The sequence below is a fragment of the Caballeronia sp. GAWG1-1 genome, from assembly GCF_023631465.1.
GTDB lineage: Bacteria > Pseudomonadota > Gammaproteobacteria > Burkholderiales > Burkholderiaceae > Caballeronia.
Genome location: NZ_JALQDB010000009.1, coordinates 37604 through 57989, shown reverse-complemented (window position 1 = coordinate 57989; position 20386 = coordinate 37604). Strand labels below are relative to the sequence as shown.

Genomic DNA, 20386 nt, shown 5'->3' with positions numbered 1-20386 from the left:
TTTCCTCTAAAAATAAAAAGACTAGCCGCGCTGCGAGTGACTTACTTGAACGCCCGCACTTCCTGCTGCAGACGTTCGAGGAATGCGTCGACCGGCATCACGCCCAGATCGACACCGCCACGAGCACGCACGGCTACGGTTTGTGCATCACGCTCTTTGTCTCCGACGACCAGCAAATACGGAACCTTTTGCAGCGTGTGCTCCCGTATTTTATAGCTAATCTTCTCATTGCGCAAATCGCTCTCAACTCTAAGCCCTTGTTTTTGCAACGATTGGGCCAGAGAAGCCGCATATTCGGCCTGACTTTCGGCAATATTCAGCACGACTGCCTGCACAGGCGCGAGCCACGGCGGCATTGCACCGGCGTGGTGCTCGATCAGGATGCCGAGGAAACGTTCCATCGACCCGACAATGGCGCGATGGAGCATGACCGGACGGCGGCGGCTGTTGTCCTCGCCGACGTACTCCGCGCCGAGACGCTCCGGCAACACCATGTCGAGTTGCAGCGTGCCGCATTGCCAGGACCGGCCGAGCGCGTCCTTGATGTGGTACTCGATCTTCGGACCATAAAACGCGCCCTCGCCCGCGAGTTCTTGCCACTGCAGGCCGCACGCGGTCAGCGCGTCACGCAGGCCTTGCTCCGCGCGATCCCAGGTTTCGTCGGTACCGGCGCGCTGCTCCGGACGCAGCGACAACTTGATGTCGATGTGATCGAAGCCGAAGTCCTTGTACACGCTCATCGCGAGCGTATTGAACGCGATCGATTCGGCGATGAACTGATCTTCCGTGCAGAAGATGTGCGCGTCGTCCTGAACGAAACCGCGCACGCGCATGAGACCATGCAACGCGCCCGACGGCTCGTTGCGATGGCACGATCCGAACTCCGCGTAGCGCAGCGGCAGATCGCGATACGACCTCAGCCCGTGATTGAACACCTGCACGTGGCCCGGGCAGTTCATCGGCTTGATGGCGTAGTCGCGCTTCTCGGACTCGGTCGTGAACATGTTCTCGCGATAGTTCTGCCAATGGCCGGACGCTTCCCACAGCGAGCGGTCCATGACCATCGGGGTCTTGATCTCGAGATAGCCGGCCTCATTGATCCGACGGCGCATGTACTGCTCGACCTGCTGCCACAGCGACCAGCCCTTCGGATGCCAGAACACCATGCCCGGCGCTTCGTCCTGCAAATGGAACAGGTCGAGCTGCTTGCCGAGCTTGCGATGATCGCGCTTCTCCGCTTCTTCGAGCATGTGGAGATACGCTTCCTGGTCTTCCTTCTTGGTCCAGGCGGTGCCGTAGATACGCTGCAACTGCTCGTTCTTCGAGTCGCCGCGCCAGTACGCGCCCGCGACCTTCATGAGCTTGAAGACCTTCAGCTTGCCGGTGGACGGCACGTGCGGACCACGGCACAGGTCGGTGAAACCGCCGTGCGAATAGAGCTTGATTTCGTCCGAAGCCGGGATCGATTCGATGATCTCCGCCTTGTACTTCTCGCCGATGCTCTTGAAGTACTCGACCGCTTCGTCGCGCGACACCACGCGCCGCGACACGGGCTCGTCTTTCTTGACGAGGTCCTGCATGCGCTTTTCGATCTTCTCGAGGTCTTCGGGCGTGAAGGGACGGCTGTACGCGAAGTCGTAATAGAAGCCGTTGTCGATGACCGGCCCGATGGTCACCTGCGCCTCGGGGAACAAGTCCTTGACCGCGTAGGCCAGCAAGTGCGCGGCAGAGTGACGAACGACATCGACGCCTTCCGGGTCTTTGTCCGTGACGATGGCGAGCGACGAATCCTGGTCGATGACAAACGACGTGTCGACGAGCTCGCCGTTGAGCTTGCCGGCAAGCGCGGCCTTGGCGAGACCCGCGCCGATCGATGCCGCGACTTCCGCGACGGTCACCGGGTGGTCGTATTGACGGACCGACCCATCAGGCAAACGTACCGAAACCATTTCGTTCTCCAAGACGCCAGCTCACGCCAGGCGAGTTCGACTAAAACATGCCGCTCGATACCGTGCAAAACCCGAGAGACAAAAAAAATGCGGCCCCGCTATCGAGGGGCCGCATTCACTTTTCACACATACCGCAAACAGATTGGCAGAAGGCGAATTAGGTCCTCGACTAGCGTCGCTCCGAAGTTGTTTCGGTCAACGTTCGACGTGCCATATTTTTTCGCCTTGTGCGCAATGCGCTTCTTGCGGATTGAAGACTCGGCGGACCGAGGCTTCGTTTTCGTTGGTAGGCTCGATTGGACTCGAACCAACGACCCCCACCATGTCAAGGTGGTGCTCTAACCAGCTGAGCTACGAGCCTGAAAGAAGTGAGATTATATGGAGCGTTTCGATTTTTGGCAAGTGCATCTGTGCGATGAATCGAAAAATTATTCGTCGATCCGTTCAACTTTTCGCGCAGTGACGCTCCCGGCCGTAGCTTGCGTTCAGGCTCGGCGCGCCGCGCGGATCACGCCCACGACTTCCCCGAGCAAGGTGCACGCACGTTGAATCTGCATCGCGTTGGAAACTTCCACGGTGAACTGCATGTAGGCCACGTTGCGCCGACTTTGCGTCTTCACGCCTATCACGTTGATTTTCTCGCGCGCGAAGACTTCCGTGATGTCGCGCAACAGCCCCTGCCGATCCGCCGACTCGACCGACAAATCCACCGGATACACCGACGACCCGCGCCCGTTCATCACCTGCGCCGACCACGTCGTATGCAGCACGCGCTCGGGCGAACGCTGCGCCATGCGCTGGAACGTCGCGCAATCGGAACGATGAATGGACATGCCCTTGCCGCGCGTGACGAACCCCGCGATAGGGTCCGGCGGCGCCGGGCGGCAGCAACGCGCGAGCTGCGTGAGCAACGCATCGACGCCGACGACCAGCACGCCCGTCGACGCCCCGAGCGCCACGCTCTGTCCGCTGCTGCGCTTTTCGAACTGCTCGGGCGTCTCGAGTTCGGGCTCGGGGGGCGGCGTATCGCTCAAGGCCTGTTCGATATTGCGCAGGCTGAATTCGTCCTTGCCGACGACCGAGTAAAGATCCTCGGGCGCCTTGAAGCCGAGTTTGCTCGCGAGCTGATCGAGATTGACCGAGGTCTTCCCTTCGCGCTGCAGCGTCTTTTCGACGATCGCGCGACCTTCCGCGATGTTCTCCGCCGCATCGATCGTGTTGAACCACGCGCGCACCTTCTGCCGCGCGCGCGGGCTGTGCAGATAGCCGAGCTGCGGATTGAGCCAGTCGCGCGACGGGCCGCCCTCCTTCACCGCGACGATCTCGACCGTCTGCCCGTTTTGCAGCGGCGTGTTGAGCGGCACCATGACGCCATCGACACGTGCGCCGCGACAGCGATGCCCAAGCTCGCTATGCAGGTGATACGCGAAGTCGACCGCTGTCGCGCCGTGCGGCAACGCGATCACGCGCGCCTGGGGCGTCAGCACATAGATGTGGTCGTCGTCGAGCGTGGCGTCGCGCAACTGCTGCCAACCGGGCTGCTCGCCTTCGACATCGTCCTTCCAGGCAAGCAACTGGCGCAGAAAGGCGATTTTCTCGTCGTACTTCTCGCTTGCCGTGACCTGGCCCGCGTAGCCGCGCGTGCCCGCTTCCTTGTAGCGCCAGTGCGCCGCCACGCCATACTCGGCGAACTGATGCATCTCGTAGGTACGGATCTGCACTTCGAACGCGCGCCCGTCGTCGCCGATCACGACCGTATGCAGCGACTTGTAGCCATTCGGCTTGGGCCGCGAGATGTAGTCGTCGAACTCGCGCGGGACCGGCTGCCACAAGTTGTGCACGATGCCGAGCACGGTATAGCAGTCCTTGATGTCCGCGACGATCACGCGAAACGCGCGCACATCGTTCAGTTCGGAGAAATCGAGATGCTTGCCGCGCATCTTCTTCCAGATGCTGTAGATGTGCTTTGGCCGGCCGCTGACTTCGGCCTTGATCTGCGCGGTATCGAGTTCAGTCTGCAGCCGCGCGATGGCGTCCGTGACATAAGACTGGCGCTCCACGCGCTTCTCGTCGAGCAACTTCGCGATGCGCTTGTACGTGACCGGGTCCTCGAAGCGGAACGACAGGTCTTCGAGCTCCCACTTGAGTTGCCAGATGCCGAGACGGTTCGCGAGCGGCGCGTAGATTTCCATGGTCTCGCGCGGCACATCGGGCGAGGGATCGATCTTGTTGGCCGCGTGATAGCGCAAGGTTTGCAGGCGCGAGGCGAGGCGAATCAGCACCACGCGAATATCCTGCGCGAAAGCAAGCAACATCTTGCGCAATGATTCGACTTGCGCGCGCCGCGCGGCCTGTGCGTCGCGCGTGTTCTCGGGCAAGTCCGCGAGCGTGGCGCGCGAACTGACGGAGCCGAGACGCAAGAGCTTGCGCACATCGCCGACGAGCCGCTGCACTTCCGCGCCGAAGCGCTCCTCGATGACCTTTTCCGGGTCGTCCAAATGCGGCGTCAACACGAAGAGCGCCGCAGCGGCGATCGCGTGAGCGTCGACGTTGAGCGTCTGCATGATGCGCGCCGTGCCTTCCGCGTGCTCGGTGAGCAGTTCGCCCGTCGAGACGCGCGCATCCTTCGCGTGCTCGCGGATGAACGCGAGCGCATCGTCGATGGATGGCTCCGGCAAGGTGTCGGCGATAACGGCGGACTCGGTCATGCGCGAATGACTGCTCTTCGGCGAACCTGCTTAGCGCTGCGCCGCCACGACGACGACTTCCACCAGGCATGCGGGGTTCGCGAGCTTCGCTTCGACGGTAGCGCGCGGCGGCGTGTTGCCCGCGGCGACCCACGAGTCCCACACGGCGTTCATCGCGGCGAAGTGCACCATGTCGGAGACGTAGATTTGCACCGACAACAGATGCGACTTGTCGCTGTTCGCTTCTTCGAGCAAACGGTCGATATGGCCGAGCACTTCGCGCGTCTGGCCGGTGATGTCCTGGTCGGTGTCCTCGGCGATCTGGCCCGCGAGATACACGGTGCCGTTGTGGATGGCGATTTCCGAAAGCCGTGCGCCGACGTGATGACGAGTAACTGCCATATGCGTTCCTGTTCGATAAAGATGCAAATTGGGATAAAGCGCCAGGCGCTCAGCCCGATATTATGCCGCGCCCGCGTCATTTCCGAGAAAGAAGGCGCGCGCGGTGGCGATCTGGTCCGCCGCGAGGAAGGCCGGCGCGTGTCCGGTATCCGCCACTTCGACGCTCGTGACCGCCTGCCCTTTCGACACCATTCGCTTGACCGTCTCGCGCGACAGCAAGTCCGAATGCTCTCCTCTCACGACGAGCACCGGCGTCTTGAACGAGGCCAGCGCATGCCACAAGTACGCTTCACCCGCCGCGTTCTGTTCGGGCGTCGACGCCTTGAACGGCTTCGCGATGTCCGGGTCGTAGCGAAAGCGCCACGCGCCGTCCTTCTCGTGCAGAAGCGGCGTATTGATGCTTGCCCACTCCTCGTCCGTGAGATTGCCGAACGAAGCCGCAAGCGCGGCGGCGTGCCGCACGCCTTCATCGAGCGAGGCGAAGCGCGTGGGCTTGCCGAGATATTCCCCGATACGCGTGAGCGCGATGGGCTCGATATGCGGTCCCACGTCGTTGATGAGCATCTTGCGGATCGGCGTATTCGGCAAGCCGCCGAGCGCCATGCCGATGAGTCCGCCCATCGAGGTGCCGAACCAGTCCACCGTTTCCACGTTCAGACGCGCGATGAGCGTCACCATGTCCGCGACGTACTGCGGCACGCCGTAATGGCGCGGGTCGGCGAGCCAGTCGGACAGACCGCGCCCTACGACATCCGGACACACCACGCGATACTCGTTTGCGAGCGCCTGCGCCACCTTGTCGAAGTCGCGGCCCGAGCGCGTCAGGCCATGCACGCACATCAGCACGCGCGGATTGGCGGGATCGCCCCATTCGGTGTAGGCCATGCGATGCAGACCGGCCGGGCTCGCACACTGCACGAAACGCTGGCGCGGCACGGCGGCCGCCGGATGCGGCGCTTCGACGACGATGGATGTGCTCATGGGTATTCCTCGCAGGAAGATGTCGAATCGATTGTAAGCGCCGCGCGCGAAACCGACTGAACATCGGCCGAACGGACGACCCCTTGACACGGTGATCAAAAACAAAGCGGGCGAAGCCTCGCAGCCCCGCCCGCCTTTCCACGTCGAAAGACGTCGCATTACTTCAAGCCGATTACTTCACGCCGCTGACATCCAACGGCGCGCCGGTCTTTTGCTGAATCTCCTCGGCACTGACGCCATCGGCCAGTTCGACGAGCTTGAGACCATTCTCGGTCACGTCGATCACGCCGAGGTCCGTGATGATGCGATCCACCACGCCCACGCCCGTCAGCGGCAGCGAGCATTCTTCGAGAATCTTGTGCTGGTCGCCCTTCGCGACGTGTTCCATCAGCACGACGACTTTCTTCACGCCCGCTACGAGGTCCATCGCGCCGCCCATGCCCTTGATCATCTTGCCGGGAATCATCCAGTTGGCGAGGTCGCCCGTCTTGCTGATCTGCATGGCGCCGAGAATCGCCAGGTTGATGTGGCCGCCGCGGATCATCGCGAATGAATCCGCCGACGAAAAGATCGACGAGCCCGGCAGCGTGGTCACCGTCTGCTTGCCGGCGTTGATGAGATCGGCGTCCACTTCTTCTTCGGTCGGCGACGGGCCGATGCCGAGCAGGCCGTTCTCCGATTGCAGCCATACTTCCATGCCATCCGGCACATGGTTGGCAACGAGCGTCGGCAAGCCGATGCCGAGGTTCACATAGAAGCCGTCCTGCAATTCCTTCGCCGCGCGCGCGGCCATCTGATCACGAGTCCAAGCCATGGTCATTCTCCTTTCGCGCGGACGATACGTTGCTCAATGCGCTTTTCAGGGTGCGCATTCAGGACGAGCCGCTGCACGAAGATGCCCGGCGTATGGATGTGATCGGGATCGAGCTCGCCTACTTCGACGATCTCTTCCACTTCGGCCACGGTGATCTTGCCGGCCATGGCGCACATCGGATTGAAGTTGCGCGCCGTGCGGCGATAGATGAGATTGCCCGATTTGTCGGCTTTCCATGCCTTCACGATACCGACGTCCGCTGTCAGCGAATGTTCGAGCACGTAATGGTTTTCGCCGAACTGACGCGTTTCCTTGCCGTCCGCGATCACGGTGCCGTAGCCCGTGTTCGTGAAGAACGCCGGGATGCCCGCGCCGCCCGCGCGCAGTTTTTCGGCGAGCGTGCCTTGCGGCGTGAATTCGAGTTCGAGTTCGCCGGCCAAATATTGCCGCTCGAATTCCTTGTTTTCGCCCACGTAAGACGAAATCATTTTCTTGACCTGACGTGTTTCGAGCAGGAGGCCGAGCCCGAAGCCGTCGACACCCGCGTTGTTGCTGATGCAGGTGATGTCCTTCACGCCCGAGTCGCGCAACGCCGCGATCAGCGCTTCGGGAATGCCGCACAGCCCGAAACCGCCGACGGCGAATGTCTGCCCGTCCTTGACGATGCCATCGAGCGCCGCCTTCGCGCTGGGATAGACCTTGTTCATCTGATTGTCCCTTCCATTTGTGAACCCGACTGAAAACCGGCTTTTCTTGGCCGCCGTGGCATGCAAGGCGGCGTTTAGACTTGGGCAAAGATTACGCTTAGCGATCCATCCGGCACAATACGCAAAAATACATAAGTCTTTGCCCGCGCCCTTTGGTTCCGTCCGGGAGCGAAGCACGGGCGCACCTTTTCCTCATGCCTGAACTGGACTACCAAACCGCGTTTCATCTCGCGCCCGTTGGCCTCGTGCTTTCGCGCGAGCGCATCATCGAGGACTGCAACGAGCAGGTCTGCGCCATGTTCGGCTTCGAGCGCGCGGCGCTCATCGGCGAGTCGTTTCAGGTGCTTTATCCGAGTCCGGACGAGTTTGCGCGCATCGGCGAGCGTATTGCCGCGCATATCAGCACGCAAGGCACCTACAGCGACGATCGCATCATGAAGCGCTCGGATGGGGAAATGTTCTGGTGCCACGTCACCGGCCGCGCGCTGGAGCGCGACGCACCGCATGCGGCGGGCGTCTGGACTTTCGAGGATTTGAGCGCGACGCGGCGTGTGGCCATAGAACTGACGCCGCGCGAAAGGGAGATCGCCGCGCAACTCGTGACCGGCAAGACGAGCAAACAAATTGGCCGCGTGCTCGACATCAGCCCGCGCACGGTCGATATCTACCGCGCGCGGCTCATGCGCAAATACGATACGGGCAACGCGACGGAGTTGCTGCAGCGCCTGCTCGGCAACTGAGCGCGCACGCTCATAGTGCGGGCGCAGCCGTCTCGATGATCTGACGAAGCAAGTCCGGCAGCGGCACGGACTTGCCCGCCTTGTAATCCACCCACACGATCTTGGCCGCGCCCTTTGCAAAGAGCTCACCGGGCGCGTCGTCGCGATACAGCTCGAAGTGCGTTTCCAGGCTGCTGCGTCCGGGCTTGCCGACCGACATGCGGCCGATCACGTTGCCCGGATAATGCAGTTGCTGCAGGAATTCCATCGACGCATTGACGATCACCGGCCCTTGTCCCTCGGCGTTCGATCCGACGATGCCGAGCTCTTCGAACCACGAAATTCGCACCTGCTCCATGTAGCGGAAGTAGACGGTGTTGTTGACGTGCCCGAAGGCGTCCATGTCACCCCAACGGATAGGCATGGAAAGTTCGAAGACGGTGTGAAAAGGGTTGTTGCTCATGTTTGCCTGTTCGAGAAAGCGCGCGCGCTCAGAGCGAAAAACCGTCGTCCGCCGAGATGACCGCGCCGTTCATGAACTGCGATTCGTCGGCGGCGAGCAAGAGCAGAAGGCCGTCGAGGTCGCCGGGCGAACCCACGCGGCGGCGCGGCAGCATCGACACGAGCTTCTGGCCTTGCTCGGTTTTCCAGTGATGGTGATTGATTTCGGTGTCGATATAACCCGGGCAGATGGCGTTCACATTGATGCCGTGGCGGCCCCATTCGAGCGCCATGGCCTTGGTCATCTGCACGACCGACGCCTTGCTCATGGCGTAGAGGCCGATCTGCGGAAACACGCGCAGTCCCGCCACCGAAGCCACGTTGATGATGCGATACGCCGGCTTGGCCGCGCCGCTGCCGCGCATGATCATGCGTTTGGCCACTTCTTGCGCCACGAAGAACGCGCCGCGCACATTGGTGCCGAAGACGTATTCGTAGTCGGAGGGCGTGACGTCGGTCAGCTTCTGCGTGGTCGACACACCCGAATTATTCACGAGGATGTCGATGGTACCGGCTTCCGTCTCCGCATGCGCGACCGCAGACTTGATGCTCTGATAGTCGGTCACGTCCAGCGACACGACATGCGCCGCGCCGCCCGATGCCTCGATTTCCGCGCGCAATTCCTTGAGACGCTCGGTGCGGCGGCTCGCGAGCACCACTTTCGCGCCGGCTTGCGACAGTACTTGCGCAAAACGCTTTCCAAGTCCACTGGACGCGCCGGTAATCAGCGCGACCTTGCCTTCCAGATTGATCGAACGGCCCATTGTGCTTCCTTCTTTTACGGTTGATTCGGCCTTACGCGGCACGCGGCATGCGCCAGTCCGCTAGTGGCATCGACACCGATTTCGCGGCGCCGTCTAGAATAGTACGATCGTACTCGATCAGACAAGGTCGGTTGCAGCCTGCCTGACGTTCGCTGACAATACGCGATCTTAAAAGGCCATTCTAACGGTACAGAGGAGCATTGATGACCCCGGCGAGCCTTATCGAGCAGTACGGTCCCCGCGAATCGATGGAATACGACGTCGTAATCGTCGGCGGCGGGCCAGCCGGTTTGTCGGCGGCTATCCGGTTAAAACAGCTTGCGCAGGAAAAAGGCGTCGAAATCGGCGTGTGCGTGCTGGAAAAAGGCTCGGAGATCGGCGCGCACATTTTGTCGGGCGCGGTCATGGACCCGCGCGGTCTGTCCGAACTCATCCCCGACTGGAAGGAAAGAAACGCACCGCTTGACGTCGAAGTGACCGAAGACCGCTTCCTCTTTCTCACGCAGGACAGCGCGAAGCAGGTGCCGAACTGGCTGCTTCCCGACAACTTCAAGAATCACGGCAACTACGTCGTGAGTCTCGCCAACGTCACGCGCTGGCTGGGCGCGCAGGCGGAGGAACTGGGTGTCGAGATCTTCCCGGGCTTTCCGGCCGCCGAAGTGCTGTACAGCGACAGTGGCGCGGTGAAAGGCGTCGTCACCGGCAATCTGGGCATCGGCAAGGATGGCGAGCCGACCGAGAACTTCCAGCTCGGCATGGAATTGCACGCGAAGTACACGCTCTTCTGCGAAGGCGCGCGCGGGCATCTCGGCCGTCAGTTGATGGACAAGTTCAAGCTCAATCAGAATGCCGATCCGCAGGTATATGGCATCGGCATCAAGGAATTGTGGGAGATCGATCCCGTCAAGCACAAGCCGGGGCTCGTTATCCACACGGCGGGCTGGCCGCTCGATCCCGACACGTACGGCGGCTCGTTCCTTTATCACATGGACAACAATCAGGTGATGGTGGGCTTCGTGGTCGGGCTCGGCTATTCAAACCCGTATCTTTCGCCGTTCGAAGAGTTTCAGCGCTACAAGACGCATCCGGCCATTCGCCCGTTCCTCGAAGGCGGCAAGCGCATTTCCTACGGCGCGCGCGCCATTACCGCGGGCGGCCTGATGTCTTTGCCAAAGCTCGTGTTTCCGGGCGGCGCGCTGGCCGGCGACGACGCGGGCTTTTTGAACGCATCGCGCATCAAGGGCAGCCACGCGGCGATCAAGTCCGGCAAGATGGCCGCCGAAGCCGCCTTCGACGCGGTGCAGGCAGGCCGTCAGAGCGACGAGTTGAGCGCCTATCCAGAAGCCTTCGATACTTCCTGGCTCAAGACCGAACTGCATCGCGCGCGCAATTTCAAGCAGTGGATGAGCAAGGGCCTGTACCTCGGCACGTTCATGGTCGGGCTGGAACAGAAGGTCATGGGCGGCAACGTGCCGTGGACGCTGCATCATCAGCATTGGGATCACGAGATGCTGAAGCCCGCGTCGCAGAGCAAGCCGATCGTTTATCCGAAGCCGGATGGCAAGCTGACGTTCGACAGGCTTTCGTCGGTGTTCATTTCGAACACGAATCACGAAGAGAATCAGCCGGCGCATCTGACGCTGAAAGACCCGAGCGTGCCGGTGAACGTGAATTTGCGGACCTATGCAGGTCCGGAAGGACGTTATTGCCCGGCAGCGGTGTACGAGTTCGTGAAGACGGACGATGGCGGCGAACGTCTGCAGATCAACGCGCAAAACTGCGTGCATTGCAAGACATGCGATATCAAGGACCCAACGCAGAATATCGTGTGGGTGACGCCTGAAGGCGGCGGCGGGCCGAATTACCCGAATATGTAATCGGGTGAGATGGTGGGCCGCGCGTGGGCGCGGCTGTCGTACGGCGCCGGTCTTGAACCGGCGCCGTGCTTTTATCGGCGAGGATAACGCCGGCGCGGTCAAGCCTGCCGTTCAGAAAAGCGCAATCAAAGCGCGATCAACTAGCCGGCGTATGCGCCGCAATCTTCGGTGTGCCGACGACGACATCGCCGTTCTGCGCACGATGCCTCAGCGCGTGGTCCATTAGCACGAGCGCAAGCAGCGCCTCGGCGATAGGCGTCGCGCGGATCCCCACGCACGGATCGTGACGGCCGAAGGTCTCGACAGTCGCGGGCGCGCCCGATTTGTCGATCGACTGACGCGCCGTGCGAATGCTCGATGTCGGCTTGATCGCAATCGACACGGTGATGTCCTGCCCGCTCGAAATGCCGCCGAGGATGCCGCCCGCATTGTTGGTCGCGAAACCTTCGGGCGTCATTTCGTCGCCATGCTGCGAACCGCGTTGCGCCACGCTCGCGAAGCCCGCGCCGATCTCGACGCCCTTCGCTGCATTCAGGCCCATCATCGCCTTGGCGATGTCCGCATCGAGTCGATCGTAAAGCGGCTCGCCCAAGCCGACCGGCACGCCGCTCGCGACCACTTCGATGCGCGCGCCGACCGAGTCGCCGTCGCGCCGCAAGTTGTCCATGTACGCCTCGAGTTGCGGCACCACGTCGGCATTCGGCGCGAAGAACGGGTTCTCGCGCACATGTTCCCAGCCGACGAACGGAATGGGAATCTCGCCGAGCGCGCTCATGTAGCCGCGCGTTTCCACGCCGAACTTTTCGCGCAACCATTTCTTCGCGACCGCGCCTGCCGCGACTGTCGGCGCCGTCAGACGCGCCGACGAACGGCCACCGCCGCGATAGTCGCGCACGCCGTATTTCTGCCAGTAGGTGTAATCGGCGTGACCGGGGCGGAAGGTTTCGACGATATTGCCGTAGTCCTTGCTGCGCTGATCCGTATTGCGGATGAGCAGCGCGATGGGCGTGCCGGTGGTCACGCCTTCGAACACGCCCGAGAGAATCTCGACCTGATCCGCTTCCTGGCGCTGCGTCACGTGGCGCGACGTGCCGGGACGGCGGCGGTCCAGTTCGACCTGGATATCGGCCTCGGTCAAGGCCATGCCGGGCGGGCAGCCGTCGATCACGCAGCCGATCGCCGGTCCGTGCGACTCGCCGAAGTTGGTGACGGTGAAAAGCGTGCCAAGGGTATTGCCGGACATGAGCGTCGACCTTAGAAAAGTGCCGGGGAAACCGACATTATGCCAGTGGCATCTAGCGCCGCGCCCCGCGCAACGCCGTCACGATCTGCTGCAAACGTTCCGGCGTCGCCTCGTCCGGCGCGATCGGTTCGCCTACCGCCAGCGTCAGGCGGGTCATGACGCCGCGTTGGATAGGCCGCGGCCAGCGCGCATCTTCATGACGCGAAAAGACGCTGCCCCACAAGCCTCGCAGCGCGACCGGCACGACCGGCGCCGGATGCCGCCGCAGGATCTGCGAAATGCCGTGCCTGAACGGATTGATCTCGCCCGTACGCGTGAGTTTGCCTTCGGGAAAGATGCACACGAGCTCGCCCTCTTCGAGCGCTTCGGCGCATTTCTGGTACGCGCGTTCGAGCAATTCCGCGTCTTCGTGCGCGGGCGCGATCGGAATCGCCTTCACATGGCGGAACAGCCAGCCGATCACCGGCGAGCGAAAGATGCGGTGATCCATCACGAAGCGGATCGGGCGCGGACTTTCGGCCATGATGACGATGGCATCGACGAAACTGACGTGATTGCACACCAGCACCGCCGCGCCGCGCGATGGAATGCGCTCGGCATCCACGAGACGAATGCGGTAGAACGTATGCACCAGCACCCAGGCCATGAAGCGCAGTAAAAACTCCGGCACGAGCGAATAAATGTACGCGGCGACAACCACGTTGAGCAGCGCGGTCGCGAGAAAGAGCCCGGGAATGCCGACGCCGAGCGCCGTGAGCCCGAGCGCCATCAACGCCGAGACGATCATGAAAAACGAGTTCAGGATATTGTTCGCGGCAATGATGCGCGCCCGATGCGTCGGCTGGCTGCGCGCCTGGATCAGCGCGTAGAGCGGCACGCTGTAGAAGCCGCCGAACATGGCAAGGAGAAAGAGGTCCGCGAGAATGCGCCAGTGCGGCAACGCGAGCAGAAACTCCGCAACGCCGAGCAGATGCCCCGCTGGCGCAATCCGATGACTGGCGAAGAACAGATCGATGGCGAACACGCTGATGCCGATGGACCCGAGCGGCACCAGTCCGATCTCGACGCGCCGCTTCGACAGCTTCTCGCACAAAAGCGAACCCGTGCCGATGCCGAGCGAAAACGTCGCGAGGAGAATGGTGACGACATCGGGGTTCGCGGAGAGCACGTCCTTCGCGAAGTTGAAGAACGACGTGAGAAAAGTCGCGCCGACGAACCACAGCCATGAAATGCCGAGCAGGCTCAAGAACACGGTACGGTCGGCTTTCGCGAGCTTGAGATTGCGCCACGTCTCCGAGACCGGATTCCAGTTGATGCGCAAATCCGGCTGCGACGCCTTGGACTTCGGAATGAAGCTCGATACGACGCGCCCGATGATCGCGAACGCGAGACACGCCGCCGCGAGCACCATCGCCCCGTGTTCGACCGCACCCGCCGCCGCCCCGCCGACGATCGTGCCGATGAGAATCGCGACGAATGTGCCCATTTCCACGAGCCCGTTGCCGCCGACGAGTTCGGAAGCCTCCAGATGCTGCGGCAGATACGCATACTTCACCGGCCCGAACACCGTGGAGTGCACGCCCATCAGAAATGTGCAGACGTATAAAAGCGGCGCGCTGTGCAGCACGAAGCCGGCGCCGCCAATCAACATGACGAGAATCTCGAAGCTCTTGACCAGGCGCGCGAGCGTGGCCTTGTCGTATTTGTCGGCGATCTGGCCGGACGTCGCGGAGAACAGCACGAACGGCACGATGAAGATGGCCGAAATGAGGAACGCGGCCGTGCCCGGATCGACGCCGGAAAATCGCGCCGCCTGAAACGTGACGAGCGACGTGAAGCCGACCTTGAAGACGTTGTCGTTCATCGCGCCTAGAAATTGCGTCCAGAAGAACGGCGCGAAACGGCGTTCGCGCAAAAGACCGAACTGGCCTTTCTCTTCGTGGCGTGCGGCGCGGGATGCGCGCGACGAGGCACGCAACGGATTTTCACTACTCATGGCTATCTACAAAAATTGATCCGGAGTTGATCGCGAACCGGGCTTGGATGGCGCCGCGCGATCGAATGCGGATGTCACGGGAAAAGAAGCTCGAAGCCTGCAAAGGCGTTCGAGCCGGACGAAAAAAAGCGCGCCACCGGGGCGCGCTTCCATGGGGTGTCACGCGAAGCGTCGAAACGTTGGATCGGGCAGGTGCTCAGCGCGCTTCTTCCTGTTGCTCAGGCCAGTCGCGTATATACGCTTTCAGCATGCGATTCTCGAAGCCTTGTTCCTCGACGACCGCGCGCGCGACATCATAAAACGAGATCACGCCCATCAGCGCGCGATTCTCCATGACCGGCAAGTAACGCACGTGATGCTCGAGCATCATGCGCCGCACTTCGTTGACGTCCGTTTCCGGCGTGCAGGTGAGCGGATGGTCGTCCATGATCTTGCGGATGCTCGTTGTGCCGACGCTGCCGCCGTTGTCGCGCAAGGTGACGATGATTTCGCGGAAGGTAAGCATGCCGGCCAGATCGCCATATTCCATGACGACGAGCGAGCCGATGTCATGCGCCGCCATGGCGTCGATTGCTTCGGCGAGCGGCGTGTCGGGCGTGACCGTGAATAGCGCGTTGCCCTTTACTTTCAGAATGTCGCTGACTCGCATGACTGTCTCCTCGCGAAATGCCTGTTCAATTGCCGAACGTTCTTGAAACCATGTTTCGATGCTATCGGAAAGGCCCGCAAAAAGAAAGCAAAGCAGCCTTGTCTGGCCATTCGGATAAGGCTTTGCGGGCCGATTCGCCATTCGATGCGCGCGTGTTCGCCCTAGGTTTTCCCGCGCGAGGCGGATGTTACGATGATCGACCGCTATTTTCCTGACCTGCTCCACACAGGCCGCCAACCATGCCCGCCAACCGCTTCGACACGCTCGCGCTGCACGCGGGCGCCGCGCCCGACCCCGTGACCGGGGCGCGCGCCACGCCGATCTACCAGACCACGTCGTTCACTTTCCGCGATACCGATCACGCCGCGGCGCTCTTCAACATGGAGCGCTCGGGACATGTCTATTCGCGCATCTCGAACCCGACGGTGGCGGTTTTCGAGGAACGCGTGGCGGCTCTGGAAGGCGGCGCCGGTGCAATCGGCACGGCGAGCGGCCAGGCGGCGCTGCATCTGGCCATTGCCACACTGATGGGCGCGGGCTCGCACGTCGTGGCATCGAGCGCGCTCTATGGCGGCTCGCACAATCTGCTGCACTACACGCTGCGGCGCTTCGGAATAGAGACCACCTTCGTCGCGCCGCACGATCTCGATGCGTGGCGTCGAGCGGCGCGTCCGGAAACGCGCCTCTTCTTCGGCGAAACGCTTGGCAATCCGGGGCTCGACGTGCTCGATATCGCGGGCGTCGCGGAGATCGCGCATGAGCACGGCGCGCCGCTGCTCGTGGATTCGACCTTCACCACGCCTTACTTGCTGCGACCGTTCGAACACGGCGCCGACCTGGTCTACCACTCCGCGACCAAGTTTCTGGGCGGTCATGGCACGACCATCGGCGGCGTGCTGGTGGATGGCGGCACGTTCGACTTCGCGGCAAGCGGACGCTTCCCCGAATTCACCGAGCCTTACGACGGCTTTCACGGCATGGTCTTCGCCGAGGAAAGCACGGTTGCGCCGTTCCTGTTGCGCGCGCGGCGCGAAGGGCTGCGCGACTTCGGCGCGTGTCTGCATCCGCAGGCTGCGTGGCAGTTGCTTCAAGGCATCGAAACCTTGCCGTTACGCATGGATAGGCACGTTGCGAATACGCGCAAGGTGATCGAATTCCTGCTGAGTTCACCGGCAGTCGAAGGCGTGGCTTATCCCGAACTGCCGACGCATCGCGACCATGCGCTCGCCAAGAGGCTTCTGCCGCGCGGCGCGGGCGCGGTGTTCAGCTTCGATCTGCGCGGCGGCGTGCCGGCGGCGCGCAAGTTCATCGAGTCGCTGACGCTGTTTTCGCATCTCGCCAATGTCGGCGATGCGCGCTCGCTCGTCATCCATCCCGCCTCGACCACGCACTTTCGCATGGACGCGGCGGCGCTCGCCGCGGCGGGTATCGGTCCGGGACGTATTCGTTTGTCTATCGGACTGGAAGATGCGGACGATCTCATCGACGATCTCAAGCGCGGGCTCAAGGCAGCGCAAAAGGCGGCCGAAAGCGCAGAGAGCGGCAAAAGCAGCGAAGGCCCACGCGCCGCGCCGCTTGGGAGCCGCGCATGATGTTCGATATCGCCGGGCGCCCGGCCTATGCCTACACCGGCGGCAAACCGTTCGATGCCGCCAGGCCAACGATCGTCTTCCTGCACGGCGCGCAGCACGATCACAGCGTTTGGGGCTTGCAGACGCGTTACTTCGCGCATCACGGTTTCGGCGTGCTCGCGCCCGACCTGCCTGCGCATGGCCGTAGCGCCGGGCCCGCGTTGAGCACCATCGCCGCGCTCGCCGACTGGACGATTCGCCTTCTCGATGCAGCCCATACGGAAAAGGCCATTTTCGTCGGGCACAGCATGGGTTCGCTAGTCGCGCTCGATGCCGCCGCGCGCCATCCGGCCCGCGCGCATGGACTGGCGCTCGTCAGCACGGCCGCACCGATGGCCGTCTCCGACATGCTTCTCGATGCCGCGCGCGAACACGAGCCGGAAGCGATCAATATGGTCAACCAATGGTCGCATTCGACCATCGCCGCGAAACCGTCGGCGCCGGCGCCCGGATTCTGGTTGCGAGGCGTCAACCAGCGCCTGATGGAACGCATCAGCGCTCAAGGCGAGGCGCAGCTTTTTCACACCGATTTCAGCGCGTGCAACGGTTACGCGGATGCGCTCGAACGCGCTGCAACGGTGCAGTGTCCGGTACTCATACTGAGCGGCAAGCGCGATGTAATGACGCCGCCGCGCGCCTCCCGCCCGCTCGTTGACGCGATGAAGCGTGCGGGCGCAACGGTGAGCGCGGTCGAACTGGACGGCGGTCATGCGCTGATGGCCGAGCAACCGGATGCCGTGCTGGACACGTTGTTTGCGTTCGCGCTGAAGTGTGCGGGGGAACGGTAAGCGCTTCCGAATTGAGGATGATCCTGCGCTGATAGCCGAGTAACCGGACGCGTCGTTCGTCTCGGCGCCGAAATGTGTGGGGAAGCGGTAAGCGCTTTAGGTCTGAGTGACGATCCTGCGCAGAGCCGGGTAATGGACGCGTCGTTTGTCTTGGCGCCGAAGTGCATGGAAAAACTGGTGAGCGCGTGGTTTGCAAGAAGTTAAAGCCTCACGCGCATCAAAGCCTTGCATCGCTTGCACCACCACGCGCGCCGTCGCAGAATGAATCTTGCTGGCGCATTCGTCAGGTGGAAGGCACCGCATCGACCGGGAGGCGATCATGGCGCAGACGACACACGGAGAACACTTCGCGAACTTCGCCGAGTTCTATCCGTACTATCTGGACGAGCATCGCAATCTGACATCGCGCAGGCTGCACTTTTTAGGCTCACTCGGCGTGATTGGCTGCATTGCCATGGCCATCGCCACCGGCGACTGGCTCTGGCTGCCGGCCGCCGTGATCTGCGGCTACGGCTTTGCGTGGATCGGCCACTTCTTTTTCGAAAAGAACCGCCCCGCCACCTTTCGCCATCCGGTCTATAGCCTGATGGGCGACTGGGTGATGTTCAAGGACATCTGCATCGGCAGAATCTCGCTTTGAACCGTGCACTCAGGCCGGTTGCTGCGGCATGGAAGAACGTGGTGTTTCGAGCAGGCGCGGGTTCGTGAGCGCCGCCGCGCGCGCCGCAACGAGCGAGTTGAGCGTGGCTTCGAGCCTGTCGTTTTCAAGCGCTTCCATCAGCGCCGTGCGATCGAGATGCGTGGCATCGAGACGCAATTGATAATCCAGTTCCTCCCGGTCGATCACGAACTGGTCGAACAGCATGGTCATGGTGATGTGCGCCGGGTTGGCGATCAACACGAAACGCGGCATCTTCGAGTCTTCGAGCCGGCCGATCCAGCCGAGCGCATCGAGCCGCGTGATCAAGCGCGTGGAGGTATCCAGATCGCAACGCGCCATCTTGGCGAGTTCCATCGCCGTGTAGCCAGGCTTGCCTTCGTCGCGCAATTCGACGAGTCGCGCGAGTATTTCGAGCGCGTAAAGCAAGTCGCTGCCCGGAAAGTCGCGCCGATGATATTGCCCGATGCGAATGGCCGGCAACGCGGACGTCACCATTGCACCGACGAGCGCGATCATCCAGCAGAGATAAACCCACAGCAGAAACACCGGCAGCGCGGCGAACGCGCCATACACGGCGGTGTAAGTGGGAATACGCCGCACGTAGTAGCCGAAGCCGCGCTTGCCCAGTTCGAACGCCACCGCTGCAATCAGCCCGCCAATGACGGCATCGCGCCATTCGACCTTGCAGTTCGGCATGAACACGTAAATGATGGTGAAGGCAAACACCGTGAGCGGCAACGAAACGCCCGTGAGCGCCCATTCGACGATAGGCGGCATGAGATTGTGCGACCCCGCGAACGCGATCGAATGCGCGAACACGTAGGACGAGATGGACAGACTGCAGCCGAAGAGAATAGGCCCGAGTGTGATGATGGCCCAATAGACCATGACGCGTTGCGCGAACGGGCGCGCCTTCTTCACGCGCCAGATGACGTTGAGCGCCGATTCGATCGTCATCATGGTCATCACCGAGGTGACGAACAGGATAATGAGGCCGACCGTGGTCAGGCCCTTCGCTTTCGCGGCAAACTGGTTCAGATAATTGAAGATCTGCGTGTTGATCTGCGTCGGCATCAGGTGCGCCGCCAGGAAGTCCTGCAACGACGACTGGAACGAACCGAAAATGGGAAACGCGGTGAAGAGCGCGAACGCAACGGTTGCGAGCGGCACGACGGACAGCACGCTCGTGAACGTGAGACTGCCCGCCACCTGCGCGACGCGATCCTCGCCAAGACGCCGCGCGACGAAACCGGCGAGACGCTTGACTGCCGCGAGATCGATGAAAACGTGCCGCAAACGCATTCTCCCAAGCGAGGCCGCGTGAGGCTATTGCCCTGCGCGCCCCTAAAAACAGGCTAATCCCTATAATAGCCGTTCACTAAAAAAGCCTTATGAACGACATCCTCGTGCTCTACTACAGCCGCCACGGCGCGACCCGCGAGCTTGCGCTCGCCATCGCCCAGGGCGTCGACAGCGTTCCTGGCATGGCCGCGCGGGTGCGCACGGTGCCGCCGGTTTCCACCGTCTGCGAAGCCACGCAGCCCGACATTCCCGCCGATGGCCCGCCTTACGCCGAGCTGCGCGATCTGGAGGAATGCGCGGGTCTTGCGCTCGGTTCGCCCACGCGCTTCGGCAACATGGCCGCACCACTAAAATATTTCCTGGACGGCACCACGCCGCAGTGGCTGTCCGGCGCGCTCGCGGGCAAGCCGGCGAGTGTCTTCACCTCCACCGGCAGCCTGCACGGCGGCCAGGAAACCACGCTGCTCTCGATGATGCTGCCGCTTCTGCATCACGGCATGCTGATCGTCGGCATTCCTTACACCGAGTCGCGCCTGACTACCACGCAAAGCGGCGGTACGCCTTACGGCGCATCGCATCATGCGCGCACGGGCGACGCCAGCCAGCATGGCATCACCGCCGACGAGAAAGCGCTCGCCGTCGCGCTCGGCACAAGGCTCGCGCGCACCGCGCTCGACCTCGTGCGTGGCGCGAAGGCCGCTTAAGTCCGTTTGAG

The 20386-nt window shown here is 62.3% G+C and carries 18 protein-coding genes and 1 tRNA gene; 6 read left to right on the top strand and 13 right to left on the bottom strand.

What is annotated here, in order from left to right:
* Positions 1-41 precede the first annotated feature (41 nt).
* From thrS to NCT03_RS05950, 7 genes are all read right to left on the bottom strand, one after another.
* The gene (gene thrS, locus NCT03_RS05980; RefSeq protein WP_244827699.1) at positions 42-1949 is read right to left on the bottom strand and encodes a threonine--tRNA ligase; all 1908 of its coding nucleotides are present in this window, start codon (positions 1947-1949) and stop codon (positions 42-44) included.
* Between the two features lie 284 nt (positions 1950-2233).
* Positions 2234-2310 (bottom strand) — tRNA-Val (locus NCT03_RS05975).
* Positions 2311-2434: 124 nt separating this feature from the next.
* Positions 2435-4657 (bottom strand): RelA/SpoT family protein, encoded by a 2223-nt coding sequence (locus NCT03_RS05970; RefSeq protein ID WP_250492223.1) that lies wholly within the window; start codon positions 4655-4657, stop codon positions 2435-2437.
* A 30-nt stretch (positions 4658-4687) separates the two neighbouring features.
* A complete protein-coding gene (locus NCT03_RS05965) occupies positions 4688-5038 on the bottom strand; it encodes a RidA family protein (protein WP_244827697.1) in 351 nt (116 codons plus the stop codon).
* Positions 5039-5098: 60 nt separating this feature from the next.
* The gene (locus NCT03_RS05960) at positions 5099-6019 is read right to left on the bottom strand and encodes an alpha/beta fold hydrolase (RefSeq protein WP_250492222.1); all 921 of its coding nucleotides are present in this window, start codon (positions 6017-6019) and stop codon (positions 5099-5101) included.
* A gap of 172 nt (positions 6020-6191) precedes the next feature.
* Positions 6192-6833: a CoA transferase subunit B gene (locus NCT03_RS05955; protein WP_244827695.1), complete on the bottom strand. Its 642-nt coding sequence runs from the start codon at positions 6831-6833 to the stop codon at positions 6192-6194.
* Between the two features lie 2 nt (positions 6834-6835).
* Positions 6836-7540, bottom strand: coding sequence for a CoA transferase subunit A (locus tag NCT03_RS05950; protein ID WP_250492221.1), 705 nt, complete (start codon positions 7538-7540; stop codon positions 6836-6838).
* Positions 7541-7734: 194 nt separating this feature from the next.
* Between NCT03_RS05950 and NCT03_RS05945 the strand changes: the two genes are divergently transcribed.
* Complete coding sequence (locus NCT03_RS05945) at positions 7735-8280, top strand: LuxR C-terminal-related transcriptional regulator (RefSeq protein ID WP_250464414.1); 546 nt, start codon at positions 7735-7737, stop codon at positions 8278-8280.
* A gap of 10 nt (positions 8281-8290) precedes the next feature.
* Here the strand turns inward: NCT03_RS05945 and NCT03_RS05940 are convergent, their stop codons facing one another.
* Both NCT03_RS05940 and NCT03_RS05935 read right to left on the bottom strand, forming a co-directional pair.
* Complete coding sequence (locus NCT03_RS05940; RefSeq protein WP_250464412.1) at positions 8291-8722, bottom strand: acyl-CoA thioesterase; 432 nt, start codon at positions 8720-8722, stop codon at positions 8291-8293.
* Between the two features lie 28 nt (positions 8723-8750).
* On the bottom strand, positions 8751-9524 hold the full coding sequence (locus NCT03_RS05935) for an SDR family oxidoreductase (RefSeq protein WP_244827691.1): 774 nt from the start codon (positions 9522-9524) through the stop codon (positions 8751-8753).
* 203 nt (positions 9525-9727) lie between these two features.
* Here NCT03_RS05935 and NCT03_RS05930 point away from each other — a divergent pair, with 203 nt between their 5' ends.
* Positions 9728-11401 (top strand): electron transfer flavoprotein-ubiquinone oxidoreductase, encoded by a 1674-nt coding sequence (locus tag NCT03_RS05930; RefSeq protein ID WP_250492220.1) that lies wholly within the window; start codon positions 9728-9730, stop codon positions 11399-11401.
* A 136-nt stretch (positions 11402-11537) separates the two neighbouring features.
* Here NCT03_RS05930 and aroC read toward each other — a convergent pair whose 3' ends face one another.
* The 3 genes from aroC to NCT03_RS05915 all read right to left on the bottom strand — a co-directional run bounded on the left by aroC (position 11538) and on the right by NCT03_RS05915 (position 15289).
* Positions 11538-12644: a chorismate synthase gene (gene aroC, locus NCT03_RS05925; protein ID WP_250464408.1), complete on the bottom strand. Its 1107-nt coding sequence runs from the start codon at positions 12642-12644 to the stop codon at positions 11538-11540.
* A gap of 52 nt (positions 12645-12696) precedes the next feature.
* Positions 12697-14640, bottom strand: a complete 1944-nt coding sequence (locus tag NCT03_RS05920) for an MFS transporter (RefSeq protein WP_250492219.1) — start codon at positions 14638-14640, stop codon at positions 12697-12699.
* Between the two features lie 196 nt (positions 14641-14836).
* Positions 14837-15289 carry a CBS domain-containing protein gene (locus NCT03_RS05915; protein ID WP_244827687.1) on the bottom strand — a complete coding sequence of 151 codons (453 nt, stop codon included), beginning with the start codon at positions 15287-15289 and terminating at the stop codon, positions 14837-14839.
* A gap of 239 nt (positions 15290-15528) precedes the next feature.
* Here NCT03_RS05915 and NCT03_RS05910 point away from each other — a divergent pair, with 239 nt between their 5' ends.
* From NCT03_RS05910 to NCT03_RS05900, 3 genes are all read left to right on the top strand, one after another.
* Complete coding sequence (locus tag NCT03_RS05910) at positions 15529-16881, top strand: O-acetylhomoserine aminocarboxypropyltransferase (protein WP_250492218.1); 1353 nt, start codon at positions 15529-15531, stop codon at positions 16879-16881.
* On the top strand, positions 16878-17708 hold the full coding sequence (locus NCT03_RS05905; RefSeq protein WP_250492217.1) for an alpha/beta fold hydrolase: 831 nt from the start codon (positions 16878-16880) through the stop codon (positions 17706-17708). The genes NCT03_RS05910 and NCT03_RS05905 overlap by 4 nt, the downstream gene beginning before the upstream one ends.
* Positions 17709-18027: 319 nt before the next feature.
* On the top strand, positions 18028-18348 hold the full coding sequence (locus NCT03_RS05900; RefSeq protein WP_244827684.1) for an Mpo1-like protein: 321 nt from the start codon (positions 18028-18030) through the stop codon (positions 18346-18348).
* A 9-nt stretch (positions 18349-18357) separates the two neighbouring features.
* On the opposite strand, the gene NCT03_RS05895 is transcribed toward NCT03_RS05900, so the two are convergent.
* A complete protein-coding gene (locus tag NCT03_RS05895) occupies positions 18358-19665 on the bottom strand; it encodes a YihY family inner membrane protein (protein ID WP_404989076.1) in 1308 nt (435 codons plus the stop codon).
* A 95-nt stretch (positions 19666-19760) separates the two neighbouring features.
* Here NCT03_RS05895 and wrbA point away from each other — a divergent pair, with 95 nt between their 5' ends.
* Positions 19761-20375: an NAD(P)H:quinone oxidoreductase gene (wrbA, locus tag NCT03_RS05890; protein ID WP_250492215.1), complete on the top strand. Its 615-nt coding sequence runs from the start codon at positions 19761-19763 to the stop codon at positions 20373-20375.
* Positions 20376-20386: the final 11 nt, after the last annotated feature.

Excerpts from the sequence above, each read along its gene's own strand:
- NCT03_RS05935 (WP_244827691.1), bottom strand. The coding sequence starts at position 9,524 with ATGGGCCGTTCGATCAATCTGGAAGGCAAGGTCGCGCTGATTACCGGC.
- NCT03_RS05910 (WP_250492218.1), top strand. The coding sequence starts at position 15,529 with ATGCCCGCCAACCGCTTCGACACGCTCGCGCTGCACGCGGGCGCCGCG.
- NCT03_RS05970 (WP_250492223.1), bottom strand. The coding sequence starts at position 4,657 with ATGACCGAGTCCGCCGTTATCGCCGACACCTTGCCGGAGCCATCCATC.
- NCT03_RS05945 (WP_250464414.1), top strand. The coding sequence starts at position 7,735 with ATGCCTGAACTGGACTACCAAACCGCGTTTCATCTCGCGCCCGTTGGC.
- NCT03_RS05965 (WP_244827697.1), bottom strand. The coding sequence starts at position 5,038 with ATGGCAGTTACTCGTCATCACGTCGGCGCACGGCTTTCGGAAATCGCC.
- NCT03_RS05955 (WP_244827695.1), bottom strand. The coding sequence starts at position 6,833 with ATGGCTTGGACTCGTGATCAGATGGCCGCGCGCGCGGCGAAGGAATTG.
- NCT03_RS05920 (WP_250492219.1), bottom strand. The coding sequence starts at position 14,640 with ATGAGTAGTGAAAATCCGTTGCGTGCCTCGTCGCGCGCATCCCGCGCC.
- NCT03_RS05915 (WP_244827687.1), bottom strand. The coding sequence starts at position 15,289 with ATGCGAGTCAGCGACATTCTGAAAGTAAAGGGCAACGCGCTATTCACG.
- NCT03_RS05930 (WP_250492220.1), top strand. The coding sequence starts at position 9,728 with ATGACCCCGGCGAGCCTTATCGAGCAGTACGGTCCCCGCGAATCGATG.
- NCT03_RS05960 (WP_250492222.1), bottom strand. The coding sequence starts at position 6,019 with ATGAGCACATCCATCGTCGTCGAAGCGCCGCATCCGGCGGCCGCCGTG.
- thrS (WP_244827699.1), bottom strand. The coding sequence starts at position 1,949 with ATGGTTTCGGTACGTTTGCCTGATGGGTCGGTCCGTCAATACGACCAC.
- aroC (WP_250464408.1), bottom strand. The coding sequence starts at position 12,644 with ATGTCCGGCAATACCCTTGGCACGCTTTTCACCGTCACCAACTTCGGC.
- wrbA (WP_250492215.1), top strand. The coding sequence starts at position 19,761 with ATGAACGACATCCTCGTGCTCTACTACAGCCGCCACGGCGCGACCCGC.
- NCT03_RS05905 (WP_250492217.1), top strand. The coding sequence starts at position 16,878 with ATGATGTTCGATATCGCCGGGCGCCCGGCCTATGCCTACACCGGCGGC.
- NCT03_RS05940 (WP_250464412.1), bottom strand. The coding sequence starts at position 8,722 with ATGAGCAACAACCCTTTTCACACCGTCTTCGAACTTTCCATGCCTATC.
- NCT03_RS05950 (WP_250492221.1), bottom strand. The coding sequence starts at position 7,540 with ATGAACAAGGTCTATCCCAGCGCGAAGGCGGCGCTCGATGGCATCGTC.
- NCT03_RS05900 (WP_244827684.1), top strand. The coding sequence starts at position 18,028 with ATGGCGCAGACGACACACGGAGAACACTTCGCGAACTTCGCCGAGTTC.